The sequence below is a fragment of the Yinghuangia sp. ASG 101 genome (assembly GCF_021165735.1).
GTDB lineage: Bacteria > Actinomycetota > Actinomycetes > Streptomycetales > Streptomycetaceae > Yinghuangia.
In genome coordinates this window covers 102,838-128,663 of record NZ_CP088911.1, presented here as the reverse complement: position 1 = coordinate 128,663, position 25,826 = coordinate 102,838, and the positions used below count along the sequence as shown (strand labels likewise).

Here is a 25,826-nt window from a genome sequence, read left to right as displayed (position 1 = left end):
CACCGACGGCCGCGTTGCCCCGGGTGGGTTGCGTGGGTCCGCCACGCCGACGCCTGGATCAGCCGCGAATCGCCTCCCCACCGGGTGGCGACGTGCGATAGCCCGAGGACGAACCGCCCCCGAGCCCACACGGCCGCGCAACACCCCCCGTCGCCGTCAGTCGCCGACCGACCGCACACCAGCGGACGCGCCCCTCGACCGACAAACCGAAAGCCCACGGCCGCGTGAGCCTCGCCCCTTCGCCCCCTTCGCCCCCTTGCCCCTTGCCCCTTCGCGCCTTCGCGCCTTCGCCCCTTCGCGCCTTCGCGTCTTCGCGCCTTCGCGCCTTCGCCCCCCACGCCCGGCCCGCGGCGACCCGGCGGAAAACAGCCGCCGCCGGATGTGTGCGGCAAAGCCCGACGAGGCAAAGGTGTGACCGATACGGCCCATCCGCCCGGCCCGGTGTCGCGCGCCGCCCAAGCGCAACATCGCGTGCACCCTGGTCGCGACGGACCGACCTGCCAAGGGGACGCGGAGCACCGCCATGACCACATTCCGCGCCCGCTGGGCGGGCTTCCGCGAGAGCCGCTTCTTCCCGGCGTGTGTCGTGATGCTGCTACTGGCGGTCGCCGCGGGCCTGTTCGCCGGCTCGTACACGTTCGCGATGGCCAACCCGACACCCCACCACCTCCCCATCGGCGTCACGGGCCCGACCGACCCGCGCGGCGCGGCGTTCGGAGCCGAACTGGACCGCGCCCTCGACACCCAGGTCCGCTTCCGGACGTACGCGACGTACCAAGACGCCCGCAACGCCATCGAGGACCAGAAGATCTTCGCGATCATCCAGGCGGAGGGAGGCAACGACGTCACCCTCGACATCGCGAGCGCGGCGGGTGCGTCCGTGGCGCAACTGCTGGTCAAGTCCGCAACGACGGCGGCACAGGCAACGGGCGTGACCGTGGCTTTCCGCGACCTGAAACCACTGCAGAGCGGTGACCCCCGCGGCCTCGCGATCTTCTACATCACCCTCGCGGCCGTGATTCTCGGCTTCGTCGGCGCGATCCAACTGTCCGTGAACGCCCGTGCCCTCGATCCGGGCGAACGGGTCGCCTTCGTCGCCGGCAACGCCTGCCTCGGGGCCTTCACGATCGTGGCGGTCGTGGACTGGTGGATCGGGGCGCTCAAGCTGCCCCTTCCGGAGTCGTGGGCGATCCTCGCCCTGACGATGTTCACGTCCGGGATGGTGTTCTCGATGTTCAACGCGCTTGTCGGGCGCTGGGCCATCGTCCCGACCTGGGGGCTCATGGTGCTGCTGGGCAACCCGTCCTCGGGCGGAGCCGTGTCGTGGGCGCTGCTGCCCTCGGTCCTCGGCAGGATCGGGCAGTGGCTGCCCCCCGGCGCATCCGTCAACGCGCAGCACACCGCGGTGTACTTCCCGGATCACCAGCACGCGTTCCCCTTCCTCGTCCTCGCCGCCTGGGCCGCGGTATCGACAACCGTCTTCTGGATCTGGCGCGAACGCCACCCAGGCGGCCAACAAAACAACCCGCCCCCCGAACCCGCAGCGGCCTAGCTGTCGCTGTCGCTGCCGGGTCGGGTCGGGGGCGGGGTTGGTTGTGTGGGGCGGGGTCGGGGCCGCTGCTGGTGGGTGGTGGTGGGGGAGTGGCGTGACGGGGGCGGGTTCGGGGTTGGGTTGGGGGTTGTTGGTCCTGTGGGGGGTGGTGTTGTGGGCCGGGTGGGTGGTCGGGGTGGCCGGGTGTGGTGGCGCGGGGTGGGGTGGTCGTATGTCCGGTTCTGGAGTCTCTGTGTCGCGTTCGTTCCGGTCCCCTCGCTGGGGTGCCGCCGTTGCGGTGGTGTGTGCCGCGGTGCTCGTGGGTTGTTCGAGTGGTGGGGGCGGTGGTACGACGTCGTCGTTTCCGCCGACGTCGTCCGGGGTGCCGGTGGTGCCGCCGGCTGCTGGCCCGGGGGTGATCACGATCATGAACTATGTGTTCTCTCCGGAGGTTCTGGCTGTGGCTCCGGGGTCGACGGTGACGGTGGTGAACCAGGACTCGGTGGCGCACACGGTGACCGCGGACACCGGCGGGTCGTTCGACACGGGGGAGATCCCGCCGGGTGGGACGGCTGCGTTCACCGCGCCGTCGGTTCCGGGTGCGGATGCGTATCACTGCAGCATCCACCCGTTCATGGCCGGTTCGCTGACCGTGGGTTGACCTCGGACCGCGCGGCGGGCCACCGGTACGGCGCCGTGCAGGCGGGCGTCGGCCGCCCCCTTTGACGTATCGGGACCCGGGGTGGGCCGGAGGCGGATAGTCGGGGGTGCCGGGGGGTTTCGGTTGCCGCTGTTGTGGTGGGGGTGTTACCGCTGTCGGCCGCGGGTGTCGCGCCGGACCGAGTCGAAGCCTTCGGGCTGCTGTGATGGTCAGGGAACATCTCGGCCGTTACATCGCTTCGGCCGTGATGCGCGGAGGTCGCGCGACGATGCGCGGAGGTGGCGCGACGATGCGCGGAGGTGGCGCGACGATGCGCGGAGGTGGCGCGACGATGCGCGGTGCGACCGGTTCTCTCCCGCCCAATCTCGCCGCCAGGCTTCCCGAGCGCCGCCTGTCGTCGCGCAAGCCGACGAGTGGCGTGTCCGACTGCACCCCCAGCTGACTCTTTCGCTCCGGGTTGCCCGATCCGAACGCGGCCTGTGCCGGGGCACCCCACAGCCACCGTTGTGACAGTCGTGACCGCGAACTGCCGGAAACCACGGGATCCGTACCAGGGAGCAGCTGGCGGCATGGCCTGAATTCACGCAGCCACCAAGGCAGTTGCCGCCCTCGTTCGCTCAACTCATGGCCCATTCCCCAGTATCGCCGGCAAGTTCCAAGGGCTCAGCCACATCCACGCATCCCCCAACGGGCCCGCCTCGCCCTACGCTGAGCCCGCCACATCCGCACCCGCAGCACACCCCGTGCGACCGGCCGCCGAGGAGCGCCCCACCGTGACGACTGTCAGGAAACACGTCTTCCAGCTCACCCCTTGGCCGTGGAGAACCCTGGCGTGGGTTCGGGTGCCCGACGGCCTGGAGTTCACGCTCTACGAGATCTCCCCCCACATGGGCAGGCAGCTTCGGATACCGGCCACCGCCGACGAAGCCGCGCGGTGGCAACACGCCTACGAAACATTCGACGCGGAACTCCGCGACGCACACAGCACCGTCCGATGGGACCACGGGGTACGCACCCGCGCCGGCCTCATGGTCGACAGCCGCGCCGTCCGACTGCGCCGCTACGACTTGGTCCCCGGCCGACGCAAGCGCTCCCGTGCCGCTTGGGCGCGCTGCGAAGCCCGTATGCGCGCGGCCGACACCGCCTATCGCCCCGTCCGCGACGAGGTCGAACGCCGCCTCGCACAAACCCCACCCGACCCTGGGCAATGAACACCTCCGGGCGCCGTCCCCGAACACCGGCCGAATCCGCCCCCGGGGTCGGCCATTTCGGTCCGTGCCGGGCTCCGGCCCGGTGACGCCGACACCGGCCCGCAGCCGCAGCCGGAGACGGTGTCCGGCTGGCGCTCGTGCTCACCTCACCCCTCTCTTCGCTGCTGCCGGGGACCGGAGTTCGGCGCGGGCGGGACATCACGCGCGTCGCGAGCGCGGGAAGCCGGCAGCGGCATCGCGTGCTGGTCGGTCCGCCCCTCGGGCCGACCGCCCCGGGGAGAACGCGGGCCCGACGGGTAAGGGATCGTGGGAGACGAGTGCGAACGAAGGGGGACGACATGAGCGAAGAGCGGAGCCGTGCGGCCCGGGACGCCATACAGCGGGCCGACGCACGCGACACCGAGATCCGCGCCGCCGATACAGCGGGCAGGGTCATCCAGGGGCTGGGCCCGGTCGCGGCCTCCGCGTCCGTGCCCGCCGCCCAGAACGCGCGGGACCGAGCCAACGCACAAGTCGGCCGTCCCCCGTCGCGCGGTCTGTCGGCCGCCGAGACAAAGCGCCTCGGCCTGAAACGAGGGCTCAGCAGGCCGTGAGGCAACGTCGCCGGCGGGCACCCCCTGGGGATGCCCGCCCGCCGAGACCCCGAGTCGAAGGCGACGGGCCACCGGCACCGGGCATCGCCGAGTCCCGGCCCGGACAACGATCCCACCGTCGGGCTCGACACCCCCAAGTCGCGGGCCACGCCCAGGACAACCCAAACCGGACGACCCGCCCATGGCCGCCCCACAACCGCGCCGCACATCAGACGTGCGCCCGGACGTCGGCGTACAGCGCAGCCCAGTACCTCGACAGGCCGTCGCCGTCACCCCCGACGCAAACACCGTCCCCGCCCCCGGCACCCCGGCCCCGCACCCACCCCGCGGCGGTGCCAAAGCGTGCGAGCGGCGCCTCACTGCCCCAGCCGAGGCGTGCGGCACAGCGAACGCGCCGGGGCCGCTCTCAGCACCGCGACCTCGTCCCGGCCGGGCCGGCGCCCGAAGCCGTGGTTGACCGCTCCTGTGGGGGAGACCCCAGGCGGGGAGAACCGCGGCGCCTTCATCCCCGCGGACGCGAGCCCCGAGCCGACGACGCCCATATCCACGTCCCGGGACCGCGGAGCAGCGGAGGCGTTGCCCGGTAACGTCGTACGCGGCCACGAATCGGCCTTCGCTGCCCGGTCCGTGTCGCTCTTGGCGGACCGGTGACCACGACCGGGCCCACCGGCGAGCGCGACCGAGGAGCGCCGCGGCGCGGTCGTACCGCAGGCGCGTCGAGCTGTCGCTCGATGTGCTCCAGGACCAGGTCCGTGGTCTCCTCGGCGGTGCGATCGGCGGGGTGCCCGGTGAACCGGCGTGACCACGAGTGGATCCTCTCGGCGTACGGACGTACCGCCGCGCGGCGGGCCTGCGGGCCGTCGGCGCGGGACGCCGCCGCCAGTGCGTCCGCGGCGAACTCCGAGATGAGCCCGGCCGCGACGGTCCGGGTGCGCTGCCGGTCGAGGACCTCGTACTGCCGCCAGTCCCGCTCGAACCCGTGGAACATCTCCGCCGGAAGAGCCGCACGCAGCCCGGCCATCAAGCGGTCGCGTTCGGCTTCGGTGGGGAATTGCCTACGTATCATGGAGGCGGCCCAGAGCGGGTCCCCGACACTCCCGTTCGTCCAGTCGATGATCCTGAACGGCTCACGGACGGTGTTCTGCGGATGCAGGTCGTTGTGCAAAAGCATGAGCGGCCGATTCCCCGTGAGCTCGAACCCGGCCAGCTCCGCGGCGACGTCGCCCGTCTCGCCGAGCTCCCCCAGAATCTCGGTGGTCCACCCCCGTAACACCCGGCTCCAAGTCAATACGGTGCGATCGCGCATCAACCGCCCGTACTGCGCCGTACTCTCCAGCCGTGCGGGCCAGAACCCACGCTCCTCGGGCCGTACCACCCCTGGTGTCGCCGCGTCGGAGACGGCGGCCAACTCGCCCATGGCGTCGACGAACCGGCGGCTGTACTCGCCTCGCAACTCCGCATCACCGGCCCACTGACGCACCGTGGGGGTCTGCCCCTCGGCGTACTGAAGAATCAGCCCGGCGTCGTCGGCGTAGTGGATGCCCTGGACGAACGAAGCCCCCGCCGCGTTGAGACCACGCAGCATGTCGTGCTCGAAATACGGCTGGGGCATGAACGTCGGGGCGCTGAACAACGCGGAACGGCGCCGAGGCTTGCGCCGCCGGTCGATGACCAGACCGAACCTCCGCGTCCGGACCACCCGGTTGATGTTCTCGACCCCGCTGTCGTGCACCACGACCGCCGGACTCTCCCGAATCCGCGCCGCCACGTCCGCGGACATCGCCCAGCCGCCCCGCCCGCCCCCATACCGGCCCCACCTCCCGACTCCCCACAGCAGGCTAGAGCACCACTCCCCATCCCACCGCCCCCGCGTCCGCCCCGCGAGACCGTCGACGCCATCGGACGTTGCGGACGGCGGGGGAGCGCAGCGCCTCGCTCCAGATCCCGCCCGCTGACCGTTCTCGGGCATCCCGCCCCGCCGACGGCTCGCGGGCCCACTCTGAACCGGTCGCGTGCACTCCGGAAACCCCGGGCCGTCGTCCCCACCCGAACGACGCGCCCAGACCCGATCATGACCCCGACACCAAATCGCACACTGTGCCAGTACGGCCCCGCATCGCATCGCCGACAACCCGCGGCAGCGACCACAGCCGCACCGCAGCCCGGGGGCGTCGCACGCCAACCCCCAGCCACAAGCGGTGACCACGACGCATGACCACGATGGAGAGGGCACACCGTGTTTTCCTTCCGTGGAAGGATGAACGATGTCCCTCAAGTTGGCCTGGAGCCTCGGGATAGCCGAGAACGACAAGGCTCCCACGTTCCTTTTGCTGCGGATCGTGTGGCGAACCAAAATCTCGGTTCACACCATGCTGGCACGGCCGGTCGTTCCGCAAGCCCTCATGGACGCGCTGGTGTCGAGCCCGAGTCCGCATCTACGGTCCCAAGTGGCCGGCCACGTAAAGCTCTCCCCCGAACACTGGAACCAGCTGTGCTCCGACAGCGACCGCGATGTGCGCGTGGTCGCCGCTCGTGGGAATCGCTGGAAAGCCGGACATGACCTTCGACCTCATGAGCAGTTGTTGCACCAGGGGTACGCAAGGTTGGCGACCGACCCCGACGCGCGTGCGGGCGACCGCAGCGGCGAGCACAGCCCTTCCCCCGGGTTTGCGTGACACTCTTTGCGCGGACACCGAGGCGAGAGTACGGGCAGCGGCTGTTTACGGCTGGGCCGATCCGCCACGAACCCTCCTCGAGAAGATGTCCCGAGACGACGATCCTGATGTCCGTCATGAGGCGCGGTGGCACGGTTTCACACGGCGCCCCGACCCCAAGGCGGGCTTTGTCGGGAACAGGCCTATCGGCCAAGATCCCCACCTGTGGGCGGGGCCGCTGGATGACTCGACTTTCGACGAACTGGCGACGTCAGAGGACGAAAACCGCAGAGGCGCAGTCGCCCTGAACCCGAATCTCCGCGCGAACGTGATCAGGAGACTCGCCTCCGACGCGAGCCCTTACGTTCGCCTGATGGTTTCCCTGCGCGAGGACCTCACCGAAGCGCGAGTTCCGAGATTGATTACCAGGCCGCGCTCGACTCTGTCGCACCGCTGCCCGAATGGGTGGTGGCCGTCCGTCCCCCCGAGCAGCCCTCGGAAGCGCCCGACCCCACGAAGCCCTCCACCGGCCGGTAGCCCCAACCGAGTTCCGGCGCGAACACGCCTCGGCCCCCTGTACCGCCGCGCCACCAGCAACCACCACACCGGCCTCAAGACGCGCACAGGACAGCAACGCGCCGGAGCCGAAACGCCGAACCCCCACCAACCCGGCCGCAGACGACACCCGACAGCCCCGGGACACCATCAACGAACCCCTCAGCCCATGAGCCCCGAACCCCAACCAGCCGACGCCCCCGCGCAGCAGCGGACCCCCCCAGCCCCAAGCCGATCGGGACCGCCCGTTCCCGAGGCGGCGCGAAAAAATCACTACCCCTGCCTCGCCCCCGACCGGCATGGTCAACGAACTCGGCGAAGCGACACGGGGAGACGCACATGAGAACGGACATCCCACCCCCCACAGCGGCCCGACGCCCCCAGCCCCACCCGACACGAAGCAACCCCACCCCGCACAAGGCCAGACCGGACCGGACCACCGCTCACCCCGCTCCGCCGTCGACCACCGCACACCCACCCGACGCAAGGAACCCCATGCCCGTCACACTCGACGACGCCATCCCGCCCGACCAACTAGCCCAAGACATGGCCGACGGCTACATCCGCCGCCACACCCACCCCGAACTCCCCCTCTCGATCTACACGTACACCAACTCCTGCGCGTACGCTGAGCATTGGACCACCGCCACCCGCCTCTGCCGCGGGCTCATCGTCGACGACCAAACCGGCGAGATCGTCGCATGGCCGTTCCCGAAGTTCTTCAACTACCACGACCACGACAACGGCAAGCCGTACGCCGGCAAGCTCCCGGTCGGCCCGTTCGAGGTGTACGACAAGATCGACGGCAGCCTCGGCATCCTCTTCCACTACCGCGGCCGGTGGCACGTCGCCACCAAGGGCTCTTTCGACTCCGACCAAGCCCGATGGGCCAAGCGCTGGATCGACGACCACGCGGTCGGCGAATTCCTCACACCAGGTCGGACATACCTCACCGAGATCACCTACCCGGAGAACCGCATCGTCGTCCGCTACCACGGCCCCGGGACGCTCGTCCTCCTCGGCGCCTACGACCAGGACGGCACCGAACTCCCCCTCGCCGTCGCACGGAACGGCTGGGACCTCACCGGCGGCAAGGCCATCCACCCGCTCCGGGCCGAGTCGCTGGACGCGGTCGTCCGAGCCGCCGCCCGAAGCCATGCTCTCGAAGGCACCGTCCCCCTCGCGGGCAGTCAACACGAGGGCTGGGTTGTCCGGTTCGCGTCCGGACTCCGCGTCAAGTTCAAGACCGCCGACTACATCCGCCTCCACGGACTCCTCTCCCGCACCAGCCCACGCACCATCTGGGAAGCCCTCGCCGCCGGCACCGACCCCGCCGCGCTGCTCGACACCGTGCCCGACGAATTCCGCGACTGGGTCGACCAACTCGCCCGCACCCTCCGGGACCGCCACACGGCCTGGACAACCCGCGCCAAGGCCGACTTCGACGCCCTGGGGGAGTACGCGAGCGACCGCAAGGCGTTCGCGCAGCACGCCGTCCCAAGCCCATACAAGGCCGCCCTGTTCCGCCTCCTCGACGGCCACGACATCAACGAACTCGCGTGGAGGGCCGTACGCCCGGACCCCACCGCACCCGACGATCCCCCGAACCCGTGGAGCCCCAGAGCCTGACACCCAACAACCCACCCACACCCCAACAACCCACCCACCCCAACAACGCGCAGCACACCGGAAACCCAACCGTCCGCAGGCACCCGCAGAGGCCACCCGATGGCCTCACGTTCCCCAACGTTCCCCTCGTCAGCGTGCCCGCCGGTTTCCATCGGTGGCTGCGTAAGCGAGAACCGAGAGCACATGTCGGTCGGTTCCGAGAGCGCAAGGTGGCCCGGCGTCAGGAGAGTGTTGCCGAGTTCTGACGACACCAGCGTGTCGACACAGGCAGGCGTTCGCATCGTGCGGCGGCGTGCGGGGTGGATCTCGGGTTTGTCACCGGACGAATCCGCACGGCCGTCCCGTCGGCTACCGGTGCCATCACCGTGTCCCCGCATCGGTGTTCGCGGACGGGCCGGCAGCATCCGTCCCGAGAAGCCCGGCCGGTGCCGCGTGGCGGGAGCGTGCGACGGCCAAGCCGCCGAGAACTGCGCCGATCAGCCCCAGAATTGCGGCCACGACCGCTCCTGCCCGCCCGTTGCCGGTGCCGACGCCTCCGGTGGAGGTGGCCAAATGCAGTCCGGCCAGAGCCATCCCGATCAATCCGAGCGCCGTGGCGACGATGGCTCCGTTCCGCCCGGTGCCGGGCCCCCTGCGGGACCGCATACGACCGGCGGCGCGGGCCCGCGAGAGCCCGGCCAGGACCACGCTGATCAATCCGGGAATCGCCGCCAGGATCGCCCCCGCCCGCGCGTTGCCGGTGCCGAGATCAAAGGCCAACAGCATGGTGGTCGATGTATCCATTGGTTCTACCTCTTCATAGGCCTTGCCAGGTGGGTGGGACGTGGTGATCGTGTCGGGCCGCGGCCCTGCCGGTCGTCCCGCCGGTGGACGCACTTCGCGCTGCCGCCGCCGCGGCAGGCGGGTACCACGGATGCGGTAGACGCCGCTTGGCTACCGCAGGCGCGGCAGCCCGGAGCTCGATCGCGGGCAGGACTCGGCCGCCGGCGGCGCGCGGCTAGGGTGCGCTCATGAACTTGGGACGTTCCGGTTTCCCGGCCGGTGTCAGAGACTGGGCAATCGCTCTCGGCGTTGCCGCGTCACTGCTGGCCACCGGATTGTCCATGGGCCACCCCACCGCACGGTTCGAGTCACTCCTCGGCTCCGCGCTGCTGGCAGGCAGCGGCCTGGCGCTGGTCGCACGGCGCCGAACCCCGGTTGTCGTGCTCGCCGCCACCGGGCTGGGCGCGGTGGGCTACCAGGCCACCGGTTTCGACGTACCGGCCGTCGCGTTCGTATTCGCGGTGTACGCGGCCACGCGCGAAGGCCGCCGCGGCGTCACGGTCGCGGCATCGCTCGCCATGTTGGCCGCACTTCCGCTTGCGGCCCTGGTCTCGCTGCACGACCTCGGGGAGTCATTCGCCCGCGCCCGCGGCGCTCTGGAGATCGCGTGGCTGGTCGCGGCGGGCGCGGCGGGCGAGGCACTTCGGCAGGCCGAGCAGCGGGCCGACGACGCCGAGCGCACCCGCGAGGAGACCGCGCGGCGTCGCGCCGACGAGGAACGCCTGCGTATCGCCCGGGAGTTGCACGATTCCCTGACCCACCACATCTCGGTCGTCAAGGTCCAGGCCGAGGTAGCCGTGCATGTGGCCCGCAGGCGCGGTGAAGACGTGCCGCAGGCCCTGCTGGCGATCCAGGAAGCCGGCCGACAGGCGACCCGGGAGCTGCGAGCAACCTTGGAGGCACTGCGTGACGACGACACCGCTCCGCCCAGCGGCATCGACCAGATCCCGGAGTTGGTCGAACAGGCCCGTGCACTCGGTCTGGACGCGAGGCTGACCGTCGAGGGCAAGCAGCAGAACGTACCGGCGGCCGTGGGGCGGACGGTCTACCGGATCGTCCAGGAAGCCCTCACGAACACCGCCCGACACTCCGGCAGCGCCACGGCGTCCGTCCGTATCGACCACCGCCCCGACGCTGTCGCCGTACGCGTCGACGACGACGGCAGAGCAGCCCCCGACACCGCGCCGACGCCCGGCGTCGGGTTGCTCGGCATGCGCGAACGCGTCACCGCCCTCGGCGGCCGACTACGCGCCGAGCCGCGCCGCGAGGGCGGCTTCACCGTCCAGGCCGAACTACCCGTGGAACAGACCTCGTGATCCGTGTCCTGCTGATCGACGACCAGCCGCTCATCCGCAGCGGATTCCGCGCCCTCCTCGACTTGGAAGACGACATCGAGGTGATCGCCGAAGCGGGCGACGGCAACGAGGGCCTCGCACTCATCCGCGAACACCTGCCCGACGTCGCCCTCATCGACATCCAAATGCCCCTCGTCGACGGCATCGAGGCCACCCGCCGCATCGCCGATGACCCGGCCCTGGCCCAAGTGCACGTCGTCATCCTGACCAACTACGGGCTCGACGCATACATCCTGGACGCCCTGCGCGCCGGAGCCGCAGGATTCCTCGTCAAGGACATCCACCCCGAAGACTTCCTGCACGCCGTCCGTGTCGCCGCCCGCGGCGACGCACTGCTTGCCCCGTCCATCACCCGCAAGCTGATCCACCGCTACATCACCCAGCCCCACCACACCGGCGCGGTCCTCGACGCGCTGACCAACCGTGAACGTGAAGCCGTCGCCCTGGTCGCCCAAGGCCTGTCCAACGACGAGATCGCCGACCGCCTGATCATCAGCCCCCACACCGCGAAAACCCACATCAACCGGGCCATGACCAAACTCCACGTTCGCGACCGCGCGCAACTGGTGGTGCTCGCGTACGAATCCGGCCTCGTCACCACAAGAAGCCCTTGATACGCGGTCCGCATCGGCCGACTCCGTCACACGGGTGCCGACCGATGCTGCCCCGGAACCGAAGTTCGTGGGGCAAATGTGTGTCCGAGAGGGACCAGAACACCACGCACATGCCAAGTTGCGAGGCGCGCAACAGATCGCGGGGCCGTGATGACGCCCACCGCCGCACGCCAACCGATCAGCCGCCGGTTCCGCGGCTGTTTGTCGGACATCCGCACGGGTCTACGCCCGGTGTCACGGCCGTGTGAGTTCCGCGGCGGCGAGGTGGCCGGCTTCCGCGGTGCGGCGCAGGAAGTCCGCCAGGACCGCCAGTTCCTCCGGCGGGTAGGACGCGCAGATCTCCTCGACCGACGCGGTCATGCCCCCGAAGTGCTCCAGTAGTTCCCCGGTTCGGTCGCGCAGGGCGCGGACGAGGGTGCCTCGGCGGTCCGCGGGATCGGGCTCGCGGACGACCCACCCGGCGTTCTCCAGCCGGTCCACGATCCCGGTCACGGTCGCCGGGTGCACGCCTGCCCGGCGGGCCAGGGCGTTGGGGCCCAGCGGCCCGTACGCGCTGATGAGGTCGAGGCAGTCGAGGTCCACGTCCTTGAGCGCGAGGCGCGCCCCCACCTTCCGGTTGAGCAGCGACAACCCCAGGCCGAGATCACGCAGGCCCTTCTTGATCGCCGTGGTGGACTGCGCCCGCGTGGCCGGCTCGGCAACACCGTCCGGCGGTACGGATTCCACTCTCTGCCTCCCGTGAGAAAGGTCGTGACGTCCGCCGTATATTACGGCGATCGGATCACTCTCGATTCGGGCCCGTCGGCGTCGAGGACGCGACCGGCGGTCGCGGTCGGGCGGCGGCTCGCACGTGGCCGCGGCGGGGCTCAGGTCCCGGCCGGGGGCTCGAACGCGCCGGCGTTCTCCGCCGCCCACTGCCCGAAGGACAGTGCCGGGCGGCCCAGCAGCCGTTCCACGGTGTCCGTGGACGGACCCGGCGCGGACGCGTAGTCGGCCAGGGAGCCGAGCATCCGGTCGGGGATCTCCTCCGGCAGACCCCGGCCGAGCATGGCCCGGCGTATCTGCTCCGGCTCGACCTCCACAAACGACAGCTCCCGATGTATCGCGTCGCCGATCAACCGGACCTTGTCGTACTGGTCGAGCGCTTCCGGGCCGGTGAGCAGGTACGAACGGGCGTGATGCGCGGGGTCCACCATCGCCGCGACCGCCGCCTCCGCGATGTCGCGCTGGTGGATCGGAGAGGTCGTCGCGGTGCCGAACGCGCCGCGGACAACACCCGTCGCACGCACGTGCGGCGCCCACGCCAGGGCGTTGGCGTCGAAGTCGGCGCACCGCAGGAAGGTCCACCGCAGCCCGGACCGTTCCGCGGCGGCCTCGACCGCCTTGAACTCGTCGGCGAACCGCCGCAAGCCCGCCGGGTGTTCGACGGACGACGCGGAGAGCACCACGACGTGCCGCGCTCCGCGCGCCGCGGCCAGGGCCAAGAGCTCGGCGGTCGCACCGCCGACGGCGCGCGGGCTGAGCAGCACCGCCTCGATTCCGTCGGGCAGCGACGACGCGAGAGTCGCCGGGTCGGAGGCATCGCCCGCCACGACGCGGGCACCGTCGGGCAGAGCCGCGGCGGCCGGACGGCGGGTCACCGCCGCGACCTCACGGCCGGTCTTGACAAGGACGTCGATCGCTTCTCGGCCGACGGTTCCGGTCGCTCCGGTGATCAGAAACATGCGCGGGTCCCCTCACGTGCGATGCCATCCTTGGATGACTGCGATAATATATGGAAACCATATAACATGAATTCGAGAAGGAGGCACCGGTCGTGAATCGCATCGCCCTGTCCACCGGCGACATCGAGTACGAGGACACCGGCGGCAACGGCCCCACCGTCGTGTTCCTGCACGGCTGGCTCATGGATTCCTCGCTGTGGGACGAGACCATCGCCGATCTGTCCGCGGATCACCGGTGCGTGGCACCGACCCTGCCACTCGGTGCGCACCGCCTCGCCATGCACGCGGACGCCGACCTCTCGCTCCCCGGGATCGCCCGGCTGGTCACGGAGTTCCTCGAACGCCTCGAACTGCGCGACGTCACCCTCGTCGGCAACGACACGGGCGGCGCATTCGTCCAAATCCTCATGCGGGACGGCTCGCCACGCGTGACACGCGTCGTCCTCGCCTCGTGCGACGCCTTCGACAACTTCCCACCCGGCCTGACCGGCAAGACGCTCGCCCTCACCGGCAAGCTGTCACCCCGGTTGTTCGGCCTGTTCATGCAGCAGATGCGCCTCAAGTTCGTACGGCGCCTCCCGATCGCCTTCGGATGGCTGACCAAGCGCGGCGACGCCGCCACCGCGCGCTGGATGAAACCGGTGCTGACGCGGCCCGCGATCCGTCGCGACACCGTACGCATGCTCCGCGCGGCCTCGGCCGAGAAGGGACTCCTGCTCGACGCGGCCGACGACCTACCGCGTTTCGACCGCCCCGCACTGGTGGTCTGGGCCGGCGCCGACCGCGTCATGCCCCCCGACCACGGACGACGCCTCGCCGAGCGGCTTCCCCAGGCACACCTCGTCGAAATCGACGACAGCCACACCCTGCTCCCCTTGGACCAGCCCACCAAACTGGCCCAATCCATCCGAGAGTTCACCACCCCCACACCCCCACCCCCGCACCACACACCGTGACCCCAACGCAGCCTCACAGGCGGCGGGAGTCACGCCGAAGCGGGGACACCAGGCCAGGCCGTAGAGGCAGGACACCAGGGCAGGCGCCGGCGCGAGTATCGAGGCCGACCATCGAGGCGGGAGCGCCGCCGGGAGGACACCACGGCCGGCCACGAAACTCCCACGTAGACCCTCGTCGACACGAGCATGATGCGCCGTGAGCCCATCCACGCTGGGAGACACAGCAGTTGTGCCCGCGCACACCCACCATCTGGCGTCGCGCTCGCCGCCGCACTCGTCCGCGGCGGCTGCGACGGCCCGGCTGCCCCCGGGGGCCGTCGCGCTGGCGCAACGGCCCGGCAGGCGGCCGACGCCCGCACGGGCGGGCCCGTGCGGGGTCCCGGTCCCGTCGCCCCGCGAGCGGGTTGCGGCGTCAGTGTCCCGTCCTGCCGAATGTCCGACCCGCGGCCAGGGCCCACGGGCGCCGAGCGTGGGCCCCCGGCGACCAACTCCACGTCGTGGGCGAGGAGGCTCATGTGATCGGGCGCTCAAAGTCATGGGCCTTCGCGCCGGGTCCGGTGCGGTCATGTCACGTCGAATTGGTGGGTGAGTCGGCAAGCGAACTGCGGCGGTGTGACGTGGTCCGGGGGCAGGCTTCTGTGTGTGGGGGCGGGCGGCGAGACTGGGTGATCTTCGGGGTCGACGTGCCCGTGGCAGGTATGTGCCCGTTCACCGCGGTTCTCGGCCCAGGGAACGGCACCGGGTGTCAGGGGTGGCGCGGGTCAGGGGGTTTGGTCGGGGGTGGGGCTGCCGCGGTGGACGTACAGGCCGGGGAGGTTGACGACGATGGCTTCCTGGGTGCTGCGGGCGATCACGACGACTGCCTCGTTGTCGGGGTCCGGGTTCTCCTCGCGGTGCGGGACGAACGGCGGGACGAAGATGTAGTCGCCGGGGCCCGCCTGGATGCGGACCTCGCGTGGTTCGCCGTCGGAGTCGTCCGCGAACACGAAGACCGGGGTGCCGCTGACGACGTGGATGGCGGTTTCCGATTCACCGTGGTGATGGTCGGCGGACGCGGTGGCCGGAGCGACGTGGGTCTGGCCCATCCACAGTTTTTCCGAGCCGACGGTGCGGCCGCTGATCGCGGCGAATCGGCGCATGCCGCCGGTCTGCGTGGTGTCGCCGTCGAGGGCACCTGCCCGGATGTGGTGCAGACGGAGCCTGGCCGATCCGTCCGCGACCGGGGCGGCGTCATGCAGATGCGGGTGGAAACCGGTGCCGGCGGCGACGGTGGCGGGGAGCGGTGCGTCCTGCGGGGCCTCTGGTCCGGCACCCTGCCCGGCCTCGTGCGGCTGCCCGCCCGTTGTCTGGTCCGTCACACCGTGCGCGTGCGAGCCCGCCGAACCGGCGTGCAGGCTCGTCGAGTTCGGGTGCGGGCCGGCCGAGTTCGGGCGGGAGGCCGAGTCGGAGCGGGGATTCGGTGTCGTGGTCATGGCACGTCCGTACGTGGTCTGCCGGCCCGCGAAGGGCCGAGCGGCTGGCGGCTGGTCGCGTCGCATCTCGTGTCGGCGATTCTCGAACGGGCGGCCCCGACGGGGCGCGCGACACCCCCGGCCCGGTTCCCCCGCCGCCATGCGTGGCACGGACGAGGTGTGGTGGGCGCCGACAGGTACGGGTCTCGCGCGGGGCTCCGGGAACATGCGGGCGCGCATCGAAGACGCTTGCGGTGTGCCCTCGGACGCCTGCGGTGTGCCCGCGCCCTGGCCCGGGAGCCGTGCCCGGGGCGACGCGCGGGGTTCGGCCCCGCGCCCCGGTTTTCAGCCGCGTCGACAGCGCTCGACGGGCTCGGACACCTGGTCGGTTCGGTGCGCGGCGCGGAGGCGGGCGGGGCGAGGCATGACGCCGACGCTAGGGGCGGCGGGAAAAGGATGTCAAGAGGTGTCCATTGTGTCCGACGTGCACCGATGCCTCGAAAGGCGGTCTGCGCGCGGGTCTTGTGAGGGACGGGATCGGGGGGATACTGGTGCGCATGCAGATTTCCGCGAAGGCGGACTACGCCGTGCGAGCGCTCCTCGAACTCGCCCGCGACGCCGCGCGTCCCCTCACCTGCGAAGCCATGGCGTCGTCGCAGGAGATCCCGTTTCGGTTCCTCAAGTCGGTCGTGGGTGAACTGCGCCGGGCCGGTCTCGTGCGCAGCCAGCGCGGCTGCGAGGGTGGCTACTGGCTCGGCCGCCCCGCGGACGAGATCAGCCTGCTCGACGTCATGCGCGCCGTGGACGGCGAACTGCTCACGCTGCGCGGCGAGTCGCTCGCGGATCTGGAGTACCGGCCTCCGGCGCAGGGGCTCCCGGCGGTCTGGCGGGCCGTCGAAGCGGGGGCGGCGGCAGTGCTCGGATCCGTCACGGTGGCATCGCTCGCCCTCGACGGGGCCCAGCCGCGCCCGGGCGTCGGCAGTGCCGAGGACGTGCTGGTGTGACGGGTCCGTCGGCGGTCCCGGGTACGCAAGGCTCGCCTCCGGACGCGACCGCGCACGGTCCGACCGGTCTCGACGTGATCGAGTACACGGATCCGCTCTGTCCTTGGGCCTGGGGCTCCGAACCCAAATTCCGCCGCCTGCGTGCGCTGTTCGCGGGCCGGGCGCGCTGGCGGCCGGTGTACGCGGTGATGTTCGACGAGGACGAGGACGACCCCGTGCCCGACCCGGCGGCGGAAACCGCCTGGTACGCCCGGTTCGTCGAGGAGGTCGGCGCCCACACCGGCGCCCCCTACGCGGCCCGGCTGCGCCGTGTCGCCGCGAGCAGCCGCCCGGCCTCGCTGGCCGCGGTCGCTGCCGCCGACCAGGGCCCCCTGATCGCCGAGTCGGTGCTGCGGCGCCTGCGCGAGACCATGTTCGTGCTGGGCGATCCCGCGGACACCGAGGACCGGGTGCGTGCTGCCGTACGCGGACTGCCCGGCCTGGACAGCGAACGACTGCGCCGCGACCTCGCCGCTCCCGCCGCGCGTCGAAGGCTGGCGCGGGACCATGCCGAGGCGCGTCGGCCGCCGCCCGAGGTGATGGATCTGCGGCAGCCGTCGCCGCATCCGGGCGCCGCGAAGCCCGCGGGTGACGGCCACCGGTACGCCCTGCCCACACTGGTGTTCGTCGGCCCGGCGGGACGGCGTGTGGTCCCGGGCTGGCGCCCGTTGGCGGAGTACGTGGCCGCCGCGCGGGCCGTCGCGCCCGAAGTTCCCCTCCTCGGCGAGGAGTTCGGTTTGCTGACGCCCGAAGAGGCGTTGACGCGGCATGGGAGCCTCACCGTCGCCGATCTGGAACTCCTGACCGGAGGGCGTACTCCGCCGGCCGGGGCGGTCACGGTGAGTACCGGAAACGGTCCGCTGTGGCTCGGCTCCGACTACGCCAGGGGGCATCCGGCTCTCGGCGGTACACGGGTCGAGGCGCAATAGTCCGTGTGGCATCGCCCTCACCGACGATCCGACGCCGTCCCGCGAACGCCCGGCGGCACCGCGGCCCGGCAGTCGGGCGTCCGTCTCCAACCGGCTTACCGGCAAGGGGAGTTGCTCTCTCCCGAGGCGGTTCGCCGCGAAACGCCCGCTCCCTCTTCCGCGGGTCCGCCCGGCTCCGGCGGCGCGCCCGAGAGAGCGCCAGCCGCACGTCGCAGCAAAAGACACCATCAGGTGTCCATTGACATCGGTCCGGTGCGCTCGCCAGGATAAGCGCATGCTTTCGACGCACCCCGCTGTGGTGTGCCGCTTCGTGGACTTCCGGCGTACCAGCAGCGCTCTCTGTCGCTGACCACGACGCGACCTCCGGCAGCCGCCGCGACCTGACGCCGTGACGCGGAACCACTGTCCGGTTCCGCCCGCCGCACTCCCGGCGCGCCGTACCCGCGGCATCCGCCGCCCGACAGGGCCGCCCCCGTGGGGCCGTGCGGACCGCCGCGACCCCGAGCGCCGTGCCCTGCCGCAGCCGCACCCGGCCCACCCCGACCACGCCGCGTCCGCCTGACGCGTGCCCGCGCGCAAGCGGTCGGGAACAACCCCGCGCCCGCCACCTGCCGACAAACCTCTGCCAAGCGCCTGACACCGCATACCCCACCCGAGGCCGACAGCGCCGTCGCCCCGGTGCCCCGCGGTATCCACTCGTACGCCCACCGGCCCACCGATGGCCGGCCGGAGCCTGCGCCCGAAAGGTGACCCACCATCATGAACGCTTCCCGCAGCAGCGCTTCCGCCCTCAGCAGACGCTCCTTCCTGGGCTTCGGGCTCGGCGCCGGGGCCGCCCTCACGCTGGCCGCGTGCGGCGGAGGCAGCACCGCCGGCGGCGCTGCCGGCGGCGGAACGATCAAGTGGGGCTGGGCGCTTCCCACGTCGTGGGACCCGGTCTTCTCCTCCGCGGGCTGGGACGTGCACGATCTCTCGCTGGTCTACGCGGGCCTGACCAAACTCAACGAGAAGGGCGACGCCGTCGCGGCGCTCGCGACCGGCTGGAAGTACAGCCCCGACGGCACCTCCGTCACCTTCACACTGCGCCCCGGGCTCACGTTCTCCGACGGCTCGCCGCTGGACGCGACCGCCGTCAAGAAGAGCCTGGACCGAGGCCGAAGCGAGCCGAAGTCCCTGGTCGCGCCGCAGTTGACGAGCGTCGCGGACGTCGCCGCGCCCGACCCGCTGACCGTCGTGATCAACCTCAACAAGCCCGATTACCAACTGCCCAACCTGCTCGCCGGCAAGACCGGGATGATCGTCAACCCGAAGGCGTTCGAGAGCGACCCCGCGGGCCTGGCCACCCGCCCCGCGGGCGCGGGACCGTACACGCTCACCTCGTATACCCAGAACGCCAAGGCCGCGCTCAAGCGCAACCCGACCTACTGGGACGCGGCCTCCATCAAGGTGGACAACTTCGAGGTCTACCCACTGCCGGACCCCGCCACGGTGGTCGGGGCGCTCCAGTCCGGGCAGTACAACGTCGCGCAGATCCCCGGCAGCCAGGTCGAGGCGGCCAAGGCGGCGGGGCTGGAGGTCCAGGTCATCCCGTCCCTCGTGGTCGCGGTGCTGGACGTCAACTCCACCAGGGCACCCTTCGACAACCCGCTGGTCGTCCAGGCGCTCAAGCACGCCGTCGACCGCCAAGCCCTCCTCAAGACCGGGCTGTTCGGTTACGGTGACGTCGCCTACCAGCCCTTCCCGAAGGGCTATGTGGGGTACGACCCGGGCTCGGCCGACCTGTTCCCGTACGACCCGGACAAGGCCCGCGCCCTCCTCGCCCAGGCCGGACACCCCGACGGGGTGGACCTGACCATCACGACCACCACGTCGCAGGGCCTCCCGGAACAACTGCAGGCCCAGCTCAAGGCGGTCGGGTTCAAGACCACCATCGAGGTCATCCCCGAGGCGCAGGCCACCCAGATCGTCTACATCCAGCACTCCAAGGCGCTGTTCATCGACCAGTTCGCCGGCCGCGACTCCACGGTCCAGGCCTTCCAGGTGCTGTTCGGCGAGCAGGGCCTGATGAACCCCGGCCGCACCACGCCGCCCGAGCTGAAGGCCGCCGTCGACAAGGTCTCCCGGACACCCCTGGACTCGCCCGACTACCCGGCCAACCTGCAGGCCGCCACCGCGCTCGCGGTCCGCACCATGCCCAACGTCTTCCTCTACTCCGTGCCCCGGATCCTCGCGCGGCACCGCAGCGTCTCGCCGATCCCCGCCTTCACGGCCGTCCAGCGCTTCGAAGGGGTGACCACGTCGTGACGTCGGTGCTGCCGGTCGACGGCGCGCGATGGGCGGGCGCGGGACGCCTGTTCGTCCGACGCGCCGCGCGCACCCCACGCCCTCTGGGCAAAGCGCTGCTCAGCACGGCGACGATCTTCCTCATCGCCTCCGCGATCACCTTCGGCCTCGGCGCGATGGCCGACACGAACCCGGCGGCGGCCGTGCTCGGCGAGACCGCGACACCCGAGGACATCGACCGCATGAACCACGAATTCGGCCTCGACCGGCCGGTGTTCGTCCAGTTCACGAGCTGGCTGGGCAACGCCCTCACCGGCGACCTGGGACGCTCCTGGTTCACCACCATCCCGGTGTCGGACAGCATCTCCGCGGCGCTCCCCGTGACGCTGTCCATCTCCGGCCTCGCGCTGCTGTTCTCCGTCGTGCTCGGAGGCGCCGCGGGGATCGCTGCCGCCCGCAGCAACGGTGGCCCGCTCGACCTGACGATCACCGCGGTCTGCTCGATCCTGAGCACCCTGCCCGCCTTCGTCATCGCCATCGCGCTGATCTCGGTGGTGTCCGTACAGGCCGGGCTGCTCCCGTCCGGCGGCTATGTGCCGTTCGGTCAGGACCCCGTCCAGTGGCTGCGCTTCGCCGCCCTGCCCGCCCTGGCCCTGAGCCTGGACGCCGCCGCCGCGATCGCCCGCCAACTGCGCACCTCACTGGTCGGCGCCCTGCGCGAGAACTACGTCACCGGCGCCGTGATGCGCGGACTGCCCGCGCGGCGCGTGCTGTTCCGGCACGCCCTGCGCAACGCCGTCGGACCCGCCGTCACCACGCTCGGGATCAGCGTGCCGATGCTGATCGGCGGCGCGGTGGTCACCGAAAGCATCTTCAACCTCCCCGGCCTCGCCAAGCTCTCCCTCGACGCCGCGGCCCAACACGACGTCCCGCTCATCCAGGGCACCCTGCTGGTCACCGTCGCGGTCGTCCTGATCGCCAACCTCGTCGTCGACGCGACCCTCCTCGCGCTCACCCCGACCGCGCGCCGCGGCGACCGCGCGGCCACGCCGAAGGAGGCCGGGCCGTGAGAACACTGCGCCGTACCGCCCGCATGCGCAGCGCCAAAATCGCCCTGCCGATCCTCGCCCTCATCGCCCTGCTCACCGTCTTCGGCGACAACCTCGCACCACGGGACCCGCTCGCCCAGAAACCCGAGAACATGCTGCAGGGCCCCAGCGCGGACCACCTGCTCGGCACCGACTACCTCGGCCGCGACGTCCTCAGCCGACTCCTGGCCGGCACCACCGACTCGATCGTGGGGATCCTGGAGGCCGTGGGCACCGCGATGCTCATCGGCGTCGTCCCGGGAATCGCGTCGCTGTGGCTGGGCCGCACCCTCTCCTGGGTCTCGCTGCGTGCGGTCGAGGCGCTGATGACGCTGCCGTACACGCTCTTCGTCATCTCGGTCATCGGCATCTTCGGCAACGGCCTGCACCAGGCGATGCTCGCCCTCGGCGTGCTGCTGGCCCCGCTGTTCTTCCGCATCACCCGCGCCGCCGCACTCGGCCTCATGCAGGCCCAGTACGTCCAGGCCGCCGAACTCATGGGCGCGTCACGGCGCTGGATCCTGCGCACGCACCTGTGGTCGAAGGTGCTGCCAACCGTGGCGGTCACGACCGCTCAGGCCCTCGCCGCCGCCCTGCTGGCGGTGACTTCGTTCACCTTCCTCGGCATCGGCGTCCAGCCCCCGGCACCCACCTGGGGCGGCATGCTGGCGGCGGACCTCGGCTACCTGGCGCAGCAGCCCTGGGCGCCGGTCATCCCCGCCACGATGATCGTGCTCACCGTCGGCGCCCTCAACCTGCTCGCCGACGCCATCCGCGACGGCGGCGCCGCCCGCGACGACACCGCGCCCGGCCCGGCTCCGGCCCCCACACCCGATCCGCGGAAGGAGGAACGCCGTGCCGCCGTCACCGTCTGAACCTCCCGCCGCGCCCGCCGTCACCCCGACCGGGCACCCCGAAGTGCCGCGCCCGCATGACTCCGACACGCGGGAACCGCGCCCGGTACTGACCGTCGACGGACTGCACATCGCCGTCGGCGCGGCACGCACGGAGGCCGTGCGCGACGTGTCCTTCCGGGTCCACGAAGGCGAAGCAGTCGGCATCGTCGGCGAGTCCGGCAGCGGCAAGACACTGACCTGCCGCTCCGTGCTCGGCGTCGCCGCCCCCGGCGTCCGACTGACCGAGGGCCGCATCGACCTCGCCGGGACCGACCTCACCGCACTCACCGCCCGGCAATGGGAACGCGTCCGAGGCACCCGGCTCGGCGCCGTCTTCCAGGACCCCGCCTCCTACCTCAACCCCTCGATCACCGTCGGCCGGCAACTCGCCGAACCCCTCCGCGTACGCCTCGGACTGACCCGCGCCGCCGCCCGCACCCGAGCGATCGAACTCTTCGCCTCGGTCGGCCTCCACCGGCCCGACGACGTCTACCACCGCTACCCGCACGAGCTCTCCGGCGGGATGCTGCAACGCATCCTGATCGCCATCGCGGTCGGCGGCGAACCCGAACTCCTCGTCGCCGACGAGGCCACCACCGCACTCGACACCGTCATCCAGGCCGAAGTCCTCGAACTCCTCGCCCGGCTGCGCACCGAACGCCGACTCGCCCTGCTCCTGGTCACCCACGACCTCGCGGTCGTCGCCGAAGTCTGCGACCGCGTCCTGGTCTTCTACGCCGGCGAGATCGTCGAGGACGGCCCCACCACCGACGTGATCGCGGCGCCCGCCCACCCCTACACCGCCGCACTCCTGCGCGTCGCCTCCGTCGGCGACTGGAGCCGCCGCGACCTCGCGGTGATCCCCGGCCGCCCGCCGGAACCCGGCACGGCCACCGCCGGATGCCGGTTCGCCGACCGCTGCGCGTTCGCCGCCCCCGCCTGCGCACAAGGACCGGTGCCGCTCACCCAGCGCCCCGACGGCCGCCGCGTCCGCTGCGCGCGAGCCGACGACCCGGCCCTGCCCGCGGCCTTCACCGCCGCGGTCGCCGGACCGACCAACGGACCCGAAAAGGCCCACGAAACCGACCGCACCCCACCGCGTACGAACGGACCACGACTCCAGGAGGCGGACGCATGACCCTCACCGCGACCGAGCCGCGCCGCGCGCCGCACGCCCCCGCCGACGCGGTGCTGGAGGTACGCGGCCTCTCCGTCGCCTACGCCGCCCGCGACCGTGCCGGCGAACCCGTCCTGAACGACGTCTCCCTCGACGCCCGGGCCGGAGAGATCCTCGGGGTGATCGGCGAAACCGGCTCGGGCAAGACCACGCTCGCGCGCGCCGTGGTCGGCCTGGCCCCCGTACGCTCCGGCCTGATCACCGTGGACGGCACACCGGTCACCGGGCTGCGCGGCAAGGCACTGCGCGCACACCGGCGCGGCGGACGCGTGCAGTACATGTTCCAGGACCCGCTGCGCTCCCTCGACCCCGACCTCACCGTCGGCGAGATCATCGCCGAACCCCTCACCGTCGGGGGCCTGACCGACCGGGCCGAACGCGACAGCCGCGTGGCCGAAGCCCTCGAATCCGTCGGCCTCTCGGCCGAGTTCACCACCCGCACGCCGGGACGGCTCTCCGGCGGTCAACGCCAGCGCGTCTCGCTCGCCCGCGCCGTCGTCACCCGCCCCCGGCTGCTCATCGCCGACGAACCCGTCAGCGCCCTGGACGCGTCCAACCGCAACCACGTGCTGTTGCTGCTCGACGAACTGCGCCGCACCCTCGGCCTCGCCCTGGTCGTCATCTCACACGACCTCGCCTCGCTCGCCGGAATCGCGGACCGCATCGCCGTGCTCTACCGCGGCCGCGTGGTCGAGTACGGCCCGTCCGAGCAGGTCCTCGGCGCACCCCTGCACCCGTACACCGCACTGCTCACCGCGTCCGCGCCCAGCGTGCGGCCCCGAACCGGCCACCGCGCCGCCCTGCTGCGCCCGACCGGCACACGCCCCGCCTGGACCGGCGAACCTCCGCAAGGCGCCTGCGTGTTCACGCAGCGCTGCCGCTTCGCGTCGGACGCCTGCCGGACCCATCCGGCCACCCGTGAACACGGCGCGGACCACGGCGCCGCATGCCACCACTCGGACACGTGGCCCGCCACCCTCGCCACCGCCGCCGACTGACCGCCCGACTCCCCGGCCCGCACCACGAATCGGAGTACCGCCATGCCCGTCGAATTCATCGGCATCGCCGCCACCAAGGCCTTCGGCGAGATCGAAACGTCGCCCGGCCCCACCGTGCAGCCCGACTACCTGCGCGCAATCGCCCTCGCACACGAGGAGTCCGGCTTCGACCGGGTCCTCGTCGCGCACTCCTCGGCCAGCCCCGACGGCTTCGTCGTCGCCGACCAGATCCTCACCCACACCACACGTCTGGGCGTCCTGCTCGCGCACCGGCCCGGCTTCGTCTCACCTACGCTGGCCGCGCGCAAGTTCGCCACGCTGGACGCGTTCCACCCCGGCCGCGTCGCCCTGCACGTGATCACCGGCGGCGACGACGCCGACCAGGCCCGCGACGGCGACCTGAGCGACAAGCAGACCCGCTACCGCCGTACCGACGACTTCCTCCAGGTCGTCCGCAAGACCTGGGAGTCTGCCGAACCCTTCGACCACACCGGCGAGTTCTACACCGTCAGGGGAGCCCTCTCCGGCGTCCGGCCCGAGAAACCCATCCCGGTCTACTTCGGCGGCGCGTCCGACGACGCGGTCCGCGTCGGCGGCCGGCACGCCGACGTGTACGCCTTCTGGGGCGAGCCGCTCGCCGGCATCGCCGAGCGCATCCGGCAGGTCAGGGCCGCCGCCGAACCGTACGGACGCTCCCCGGGATTCAGTGTGAGCCTGCGCCCGATCCCCGCCGAGACCGAAGCCGCCGCGTGGGAACGGGCCGCCGACATCCTGCGGCTCACCCGCGAGCGCGTCGGAGAGCTGCGCCGCGAATTCAACCTCGACTCCTCGGCACAGGAGGGGTCGCGCCGCCTGCTCGGCTACGCCGCGCAAGGCGACGTGCACGACAAGCGCCTGTGGACCGCGGTCGCCAAGGCCACCGGCGCGGCCGGGAACTCCACCGCGCTGGTCGGGTCCTACGAACAGGTCGCCGAATCCCTCCTGGACTACACCGCGCTGGGTGTCGGCACCCTGCTGATCCGAGGATTCGACGCGCTGGCCGACGCCCGGGACTACGGCCGATTGGTCACCCTGGTCCGCGAGCAGACCGACCGCGGCGCCCTGGCCGGAGTCGCGGGCGCATGACCCGGCGAACCGGTGAGCGGGGCGCCCACGCGCGGGCGCCCCGCCTCCCGCTCCCGCGGCGAGGCGCCCGCATGAGCACCACCGCACCCACGACCTCGCACTGGGGCGCGTTCCGCGTCCGGCGCACCGAGCGCGGCGGCATCGACGTACTGCCGCACCCGGACGACCCCGCACCGTCCCCGCTCCAGGGCGGGGTCGCCGGGGCGCTCGACCACCCCCGGGTCCGGCGGCCCGCGGTCCGCCGCGGCCGGCTCGACAACGGCCGCGGACCCACCACCGCACGCGGCACCGAGCCGTTCGTCGAGGTCGAGTGGGACCACACGCTCGACCTGGCCGCCGCCGAACTCGCCCGGCTCCGCCGCGAACACGGCAACCAGGCGCCGTTCGGCGGATCGTCCGGCTCGCCCACTGGGCCGGAGGCAATCGCTTCCACCACCACCAGGACCTCGGAAGGCTGCGCCGGGCGATCGGCCGCCCGGACACCGTGATCGTCCGCACACCGCCCCCGTTCGTCATATCCGCCGCCGAGGA

23 protein-coding genes are annotated in these 25,826 nt (G+C 71.7%); 18 read left to right on the top strand and 5 right to left on the bottom strand.

Features of this window, described 5'->3' with window-relative positions:
* Positions 1–523 precede the first annotated feature (523 nt).
* The 4 genes from LO772_RS00630 to LO772_RS00615 all read left to right on the top strand — a co-directional run bounded on the left by LO772_RS00630 (position 524) and on the right by LO772_RS00615 (position 3,996).
* On the top strand, positions 524–1,552 hold the full coding sequence (locus tag LO772_RS00630) for an ABC transporter permease (RefSeq protein ID WP_231776303.1): 1,029 nt from the start codon (positions 524–526) through the stop codon (positions 1,550–1,552).
* A 361-nt stretch (positions 1,553–1,913) separates the two neighbouring features.
* Positions 1,914–2,192, top strand: coding sequence for a cupredoxin domain-containing protein (locus LO772_RS00625; protein WP_269453146.1), 279 nt, complete (start codon positions 1,914–1,916; stop codon positions 2,190–2,192).
* 773 nt (positions 2,193–2,965) lie between these two features.
* The gene (locus LO772_RS00620) at positions 2,966–3,403 is read left to right on the top strand and encodes a hypothetical protein (protein WP_231776301.1); all 438 of its coding nucleotides are present in this window, start codon (positions 2,966–2,968) and stop codon (positions 3,401–3,403) included.
* 338 nt (positions 3,404–3,741) lie between these two features.
* Entirely contained in the window at positions 3,742–3,996 is a 255-nt protein-coding gene (locus LO772_RS00615) for a hypothetical protein (RefSeq protein ID WP_231776300.1), read from the top strand.
* 502 nt (positions 3,997–4,498) lie between these two features.
* Here LO772_RS00615 and LO772_RS00610 read toward each other — a convergent pair.
* Positions 4,499–5,776: a phosphotransferase gene (locus tag LO772_RS00610; RefSeq protein WP_231776299.1), complete on the bottom strand. Its 1,278-nt coding sequence runs from the start codon at positions 5,774–5,776 to the stop codon at positions 4,499–4,501.
* A gap of 484 nt (positions 5,777–6,260) precedes the next feature.
* Here LO772_RS00610 and LO772_RS00605 point away from each other — a divergent pair, with 484 nt between their 5' ends.
* Positions 6,261–6,671: a hypothetical protein gene (locus LO772_RS00605; RefSeq protein WP_231776298.1), complete on the top strand. Its 411-nt coding sequence runs from the start codon at positions 6,261–6,263 to the stop codon at positions 6,669–6,671.
* Positions 6,672–7,700: 1,029 nt separating this feature from the next.
* A complete protein-coding gene (locus LO772_RS00600) occupies positions 7,701–8,834 on the top strand; it encodes a T4 RnlA family RNA ligase (protein WP_231776297.1) in 1,134 nt (377 codons plus the stop codon).
* A 360-nt stretch (positions 8,835–9,194) separates the two neighbouring features.
* On the opposite strand, the gene LO772_RS00595 is transcribed toward LO772_RS00600, so the two are convergent.
* Positions 9,195–9,617: a DUF6223 family protein gene (locus LO772_RS00595; RefSeq protein WP_231776296.1), complete on the bottom strand. Its 423-nt coding sequence runs from the start codon at positions 9,615–9,617 to the stop codon at positions 9,195–9,197.
* Positions 9,618–9,844: 227 nt separating this feature from the next.
* Between LO772_RS00595 and LO772_RS00590 the strand changes: the two genes are divergently transcribed.
* Entirely contained in the window at positions 9,845–10,972 is a 1,128-nt protein-coding gene (locus tag LO772_RS00590) for a sensor histidine kinase (RefSeq protein WP_231776295.1), read from the top strand.
* Positions 10,969–11,625: a response regulator gene (locus tag LO772_RS00585; protein WP_231776294.1), complete on the top strand. Its 657-nt coding sequence runs from the start codon at positions 10,969–10,971 to the stop codon at positions 11,623–11,625. Before LO772_RS00590 ends, LO772_RS00585 begins: the two co-directional genes overlap by 4 nt.
* Positions 11,626–11,859: 234 nt before the next feature.
* Here the strand turns inward: LO772_RS00585 and LO772_RS00580 are convergent, their stop codons facing one another.
* Positions 11,860–12,351 carry a MarR family winged helix-turn-helix transcriptional regulator gene (locus LO772_RS00580; protein WP_231776293.1) on the bottom strand — a complete coding sequence of 164 codons (492 nt, stop codon included), beginning with the start codon at positions 12,349–12,351 and terminating at the stop codon, positions 11,860–11,862.
* Positions 12,352–12,491: 140 nt separating this feature from the next.
* Positions 12,492–13,349 carry an NAD(P)H-binding protein gene (locus LO772_RS00575; protein ID WP_269453145.1) on the bottom strand — a complete coding sequence of 286 codons (858 nt, stop codon included), beginning with the start codon at positions 13,347–13,349 and terminating at the stop codon, positions 12,492–12,494.
* 92 nt (positions 13,350–13,441) lie between these two features.
* On the opposite strand from LO772_RS00575, the gene LO772_RS00570 reads away from it, so the two are divergent.
* Positions 13,442–14,305 (top strand): alpha/beta fold hydrolase, encoded by an 864-nt coding sequence (locus LO772_RS00570; protein ID WP_231776292.1) that lies wholly within the window; start codon positions 13,442–13,444, stop codon positions 14,303–14,305.
* Positions 14,306–15,066: 761 nt separating this feature from the next.
* Here the strand turns inward: LO772_RS00570 and LO772_RS00565 are convergent.
* Complete coding sequence (locus LO772_RS00565) at positions 15,067–15,543, bottom strand: cupin domain-containing protein (protein ID WP_231779830.1); 477 nt, start codon at positions 15,541–15,543, stop codon at positions 15,067–15,069.
* A gap of 770 nt (positions 15,544–16,313) precedes the next feature.
* On the opposite strand from LO772_RS00565, the gene LO772_RS00560 reads away from it, so the two are divergent.
* The 9 genes from LO772_RS00560 to LO772_RS00520 all read left to right on the top strand — a co-directional run bounded on the left by LO772_RS00560 (position 16,314) and on the right by LO772_RS00520 (position 25,783).
* The gene (locus LO772_RS00560; protein ID WP_231776291.1) at positions 16,314–16,760 is read left to right on the top strand and encodes an RrF2 family transcriptional regulator; all 447 of its coding nucleotides are present in this window, start codon (positions 16,314–16,316) and stop codon (positions 16,758–16,760) included.
* Positions 16,757–17,728: a DsbA family protein gene (locus tag LO772_RS00555; protein WP_231776290.1), complete on the top strand. Its 972-nt coding sequence runs from the start codon at positions 16,757–16,759 to the stop codon at positions 17,726–17,728. Before LO772_RS00560 ends, LO772_RS00555 begins: the two co-directional genes overlap by 4 nt.
* Positions 17,729–18,487: 759 nt before the next feature.
* Positions 18,488–20,032 carry an ABC transporter substrate-binding protein gene (locus LO772_RS00550; RefSeq protein WP_231776289.1) on the top strand — a complete coding sequence of 515 codons (1,545 nt, stop codon included), beginning with the start codon at positions 18,488–18,490 and terminating at the stop codon, positions 20,030–20,032.
* Positions 20,029–21,081, top strand: coding sequence for an ABC transporter permease (locus tag LO772_RS00545; protein ID WP_231776288.1), 1,053 nt, complete (start codon positions 20,029–20,031; stop codon positions 21,079–21,081). Before LO772_RS00550 ends, LO772_RS00545 begins: the two co-directional genes overlap by 4 nt.
* Entirely contained in the window at positions 21,078–21,974 is an 897-nt protein-coding gene (locus LO772_RS00540) for an ABC transporter permease (protein WP_231776287.1), read from the top strand. The genes LO772_RS00545 and LO772_RS00540 overlap by 4 nt, the downstream gene beginning before the upstream one ends.
* On the top strand, positions 21,955–23,133 hold the full coding sequence (locus LO772_RS00535; protein ID WP_231776286.1) for an ABC transporter ATP-binding protein: 1,179 nt from the start codon (positions 21,955–21,957) through the stop codon (positions 23,131–23,133). The genes LO772_RS00540 and LO772_RS00535 overlap by 20 nt, the downstream gene beginning before the upstream one ends.
* Complete coding sequence (locus LO772_RS00530; RefSeq protein WP_231776285.1) at positions 23,130–24,170, top strand: ABC transporter ATP-binding protein; 1,041 nt, start codon at positions 23,130–23,132, stop codon at positions 24,168–24,170. Before LO772_RS00535 ends, LO772_RS00530 begins: the two co-directional genes overlap by 4 nt.
* A gap of 42 nt (positions 24,171–24,212) precedes the next feature.
* Positions 24,213–25,295, top strand: coding sequence for an LLM class flavin-dependent oxidoreductase (locus LO772_RS00525; protein WP_231776284.1), 1,083 nt, complete (start codon positions 24,213–24,215; stop codon positions 25,293–25,295).
* 71 nt (positions 25,296–25,366) lie between these two features.
* Positions 25,367–25,783: a molybdopterin-dependent oxidoreductase gene (locus LO772_RS00520; protein WP_231776283.1), complete on the top strand. Its 417-nt coding sequence runs from the start codon at positions 25,367–25,369 to the stop codon at positions 25,781–25,783.
* The last annotated feature ends 43 nt before the right edge of the window (positions 25,784–25,826 follow it).

Bases quoted from the DNA above. Each gene is read 5' to 3' on its own strand.
- LO772_RS00525 (WP_231776284.1), top strand. From the start codon at position 24,213: ATGCCCGTCGAATTCATCGGCATCGCCGCCACCAAGGCCTTCGGCGAG.
- LO772_RS00520 (WP_231776283.1), top strand. From the start codon at position 25,367: ATGAGCACCACCGCACCCACGACCTCGCACTGGGGCGCGTTCCGCGTC.
- LO772_RS00605 (WP_231776298.1), top strand. From the start codon at position 6,261: ATGTCCCTCAAGTTGGCCTGGAGCCTCGGGATAGCCGAGAACGACAAG.
- LO772_RS00595 (WP_231776296.1), bottom strand. From the start codon at position 9,617: ATGGATACATCGACCACCATGCTGTTGGCCTTTGATCTCGGCACCGGC.
- LO772_RS00530 (WP_231776285.1), top strand. From the start codon at position 23,130: ATGACCCTCACCGCGACCGAGCCGCGCCGCGCGCCGCACGCCCCCGCC.
- LO772_RS00600 (WP_231776297.1), top strand. From the start codon at position 7,701: ATGCCCGTCACACTCGACGACGCCATCCCGCCCGACCAACTAGCCCAA.
- LO772_RS00550 (WP_231776289.1), top strand. From the start codon at position 18,488: ATGAACGCTTCCCGCAGCAGCGCTTCCGCCCTCAGCAGACGCTCCTTC.
- LO772_RS00615 (WP_231776300.1), top strand. From the start codon at position 3,742: ATGAGCGAAGAGCGGAGCCGTGCGGCCCGGGACGCCATACAGCGGGCC.
- LO772_RS00610 (WP_231776299.1), bottom strand. From the start codon at position 5,776: ATGTCCGCGGACGTGGCGGCGCGGATTCGGGAGAGTCCGGCGGTCGTG.
- LO772_RS00630 (WP_231776303.1), top strand. From the start codon at position 524: ATGACCACATTCCGCGCCCGCTGGGCGGGCTTCCGCGAGAGCCGCTTC.
- LO772_RS00590 (WP_231776295.1), top strand. From the start codon at position 9,845: ATGAACTTGGGACGTTCCGGTTTCCCGGCCGGTGTCAGAGACTGGGCA.
- LO772_RS00560 (WP_231776291.1), top strand. From the start codon at position 16,314: ATGCAGATTTCCGCGAAGGCGGACTACGCCGTGCGAGCGCTCCTCGAA.
- LO772_RS00575 (WP_269453145.1), bottom strand. From the start codon at position 13,349: ATGTTTCTGATCACCGGAGCGACCGGAACCGTCGGCCGAGAAGCGATC.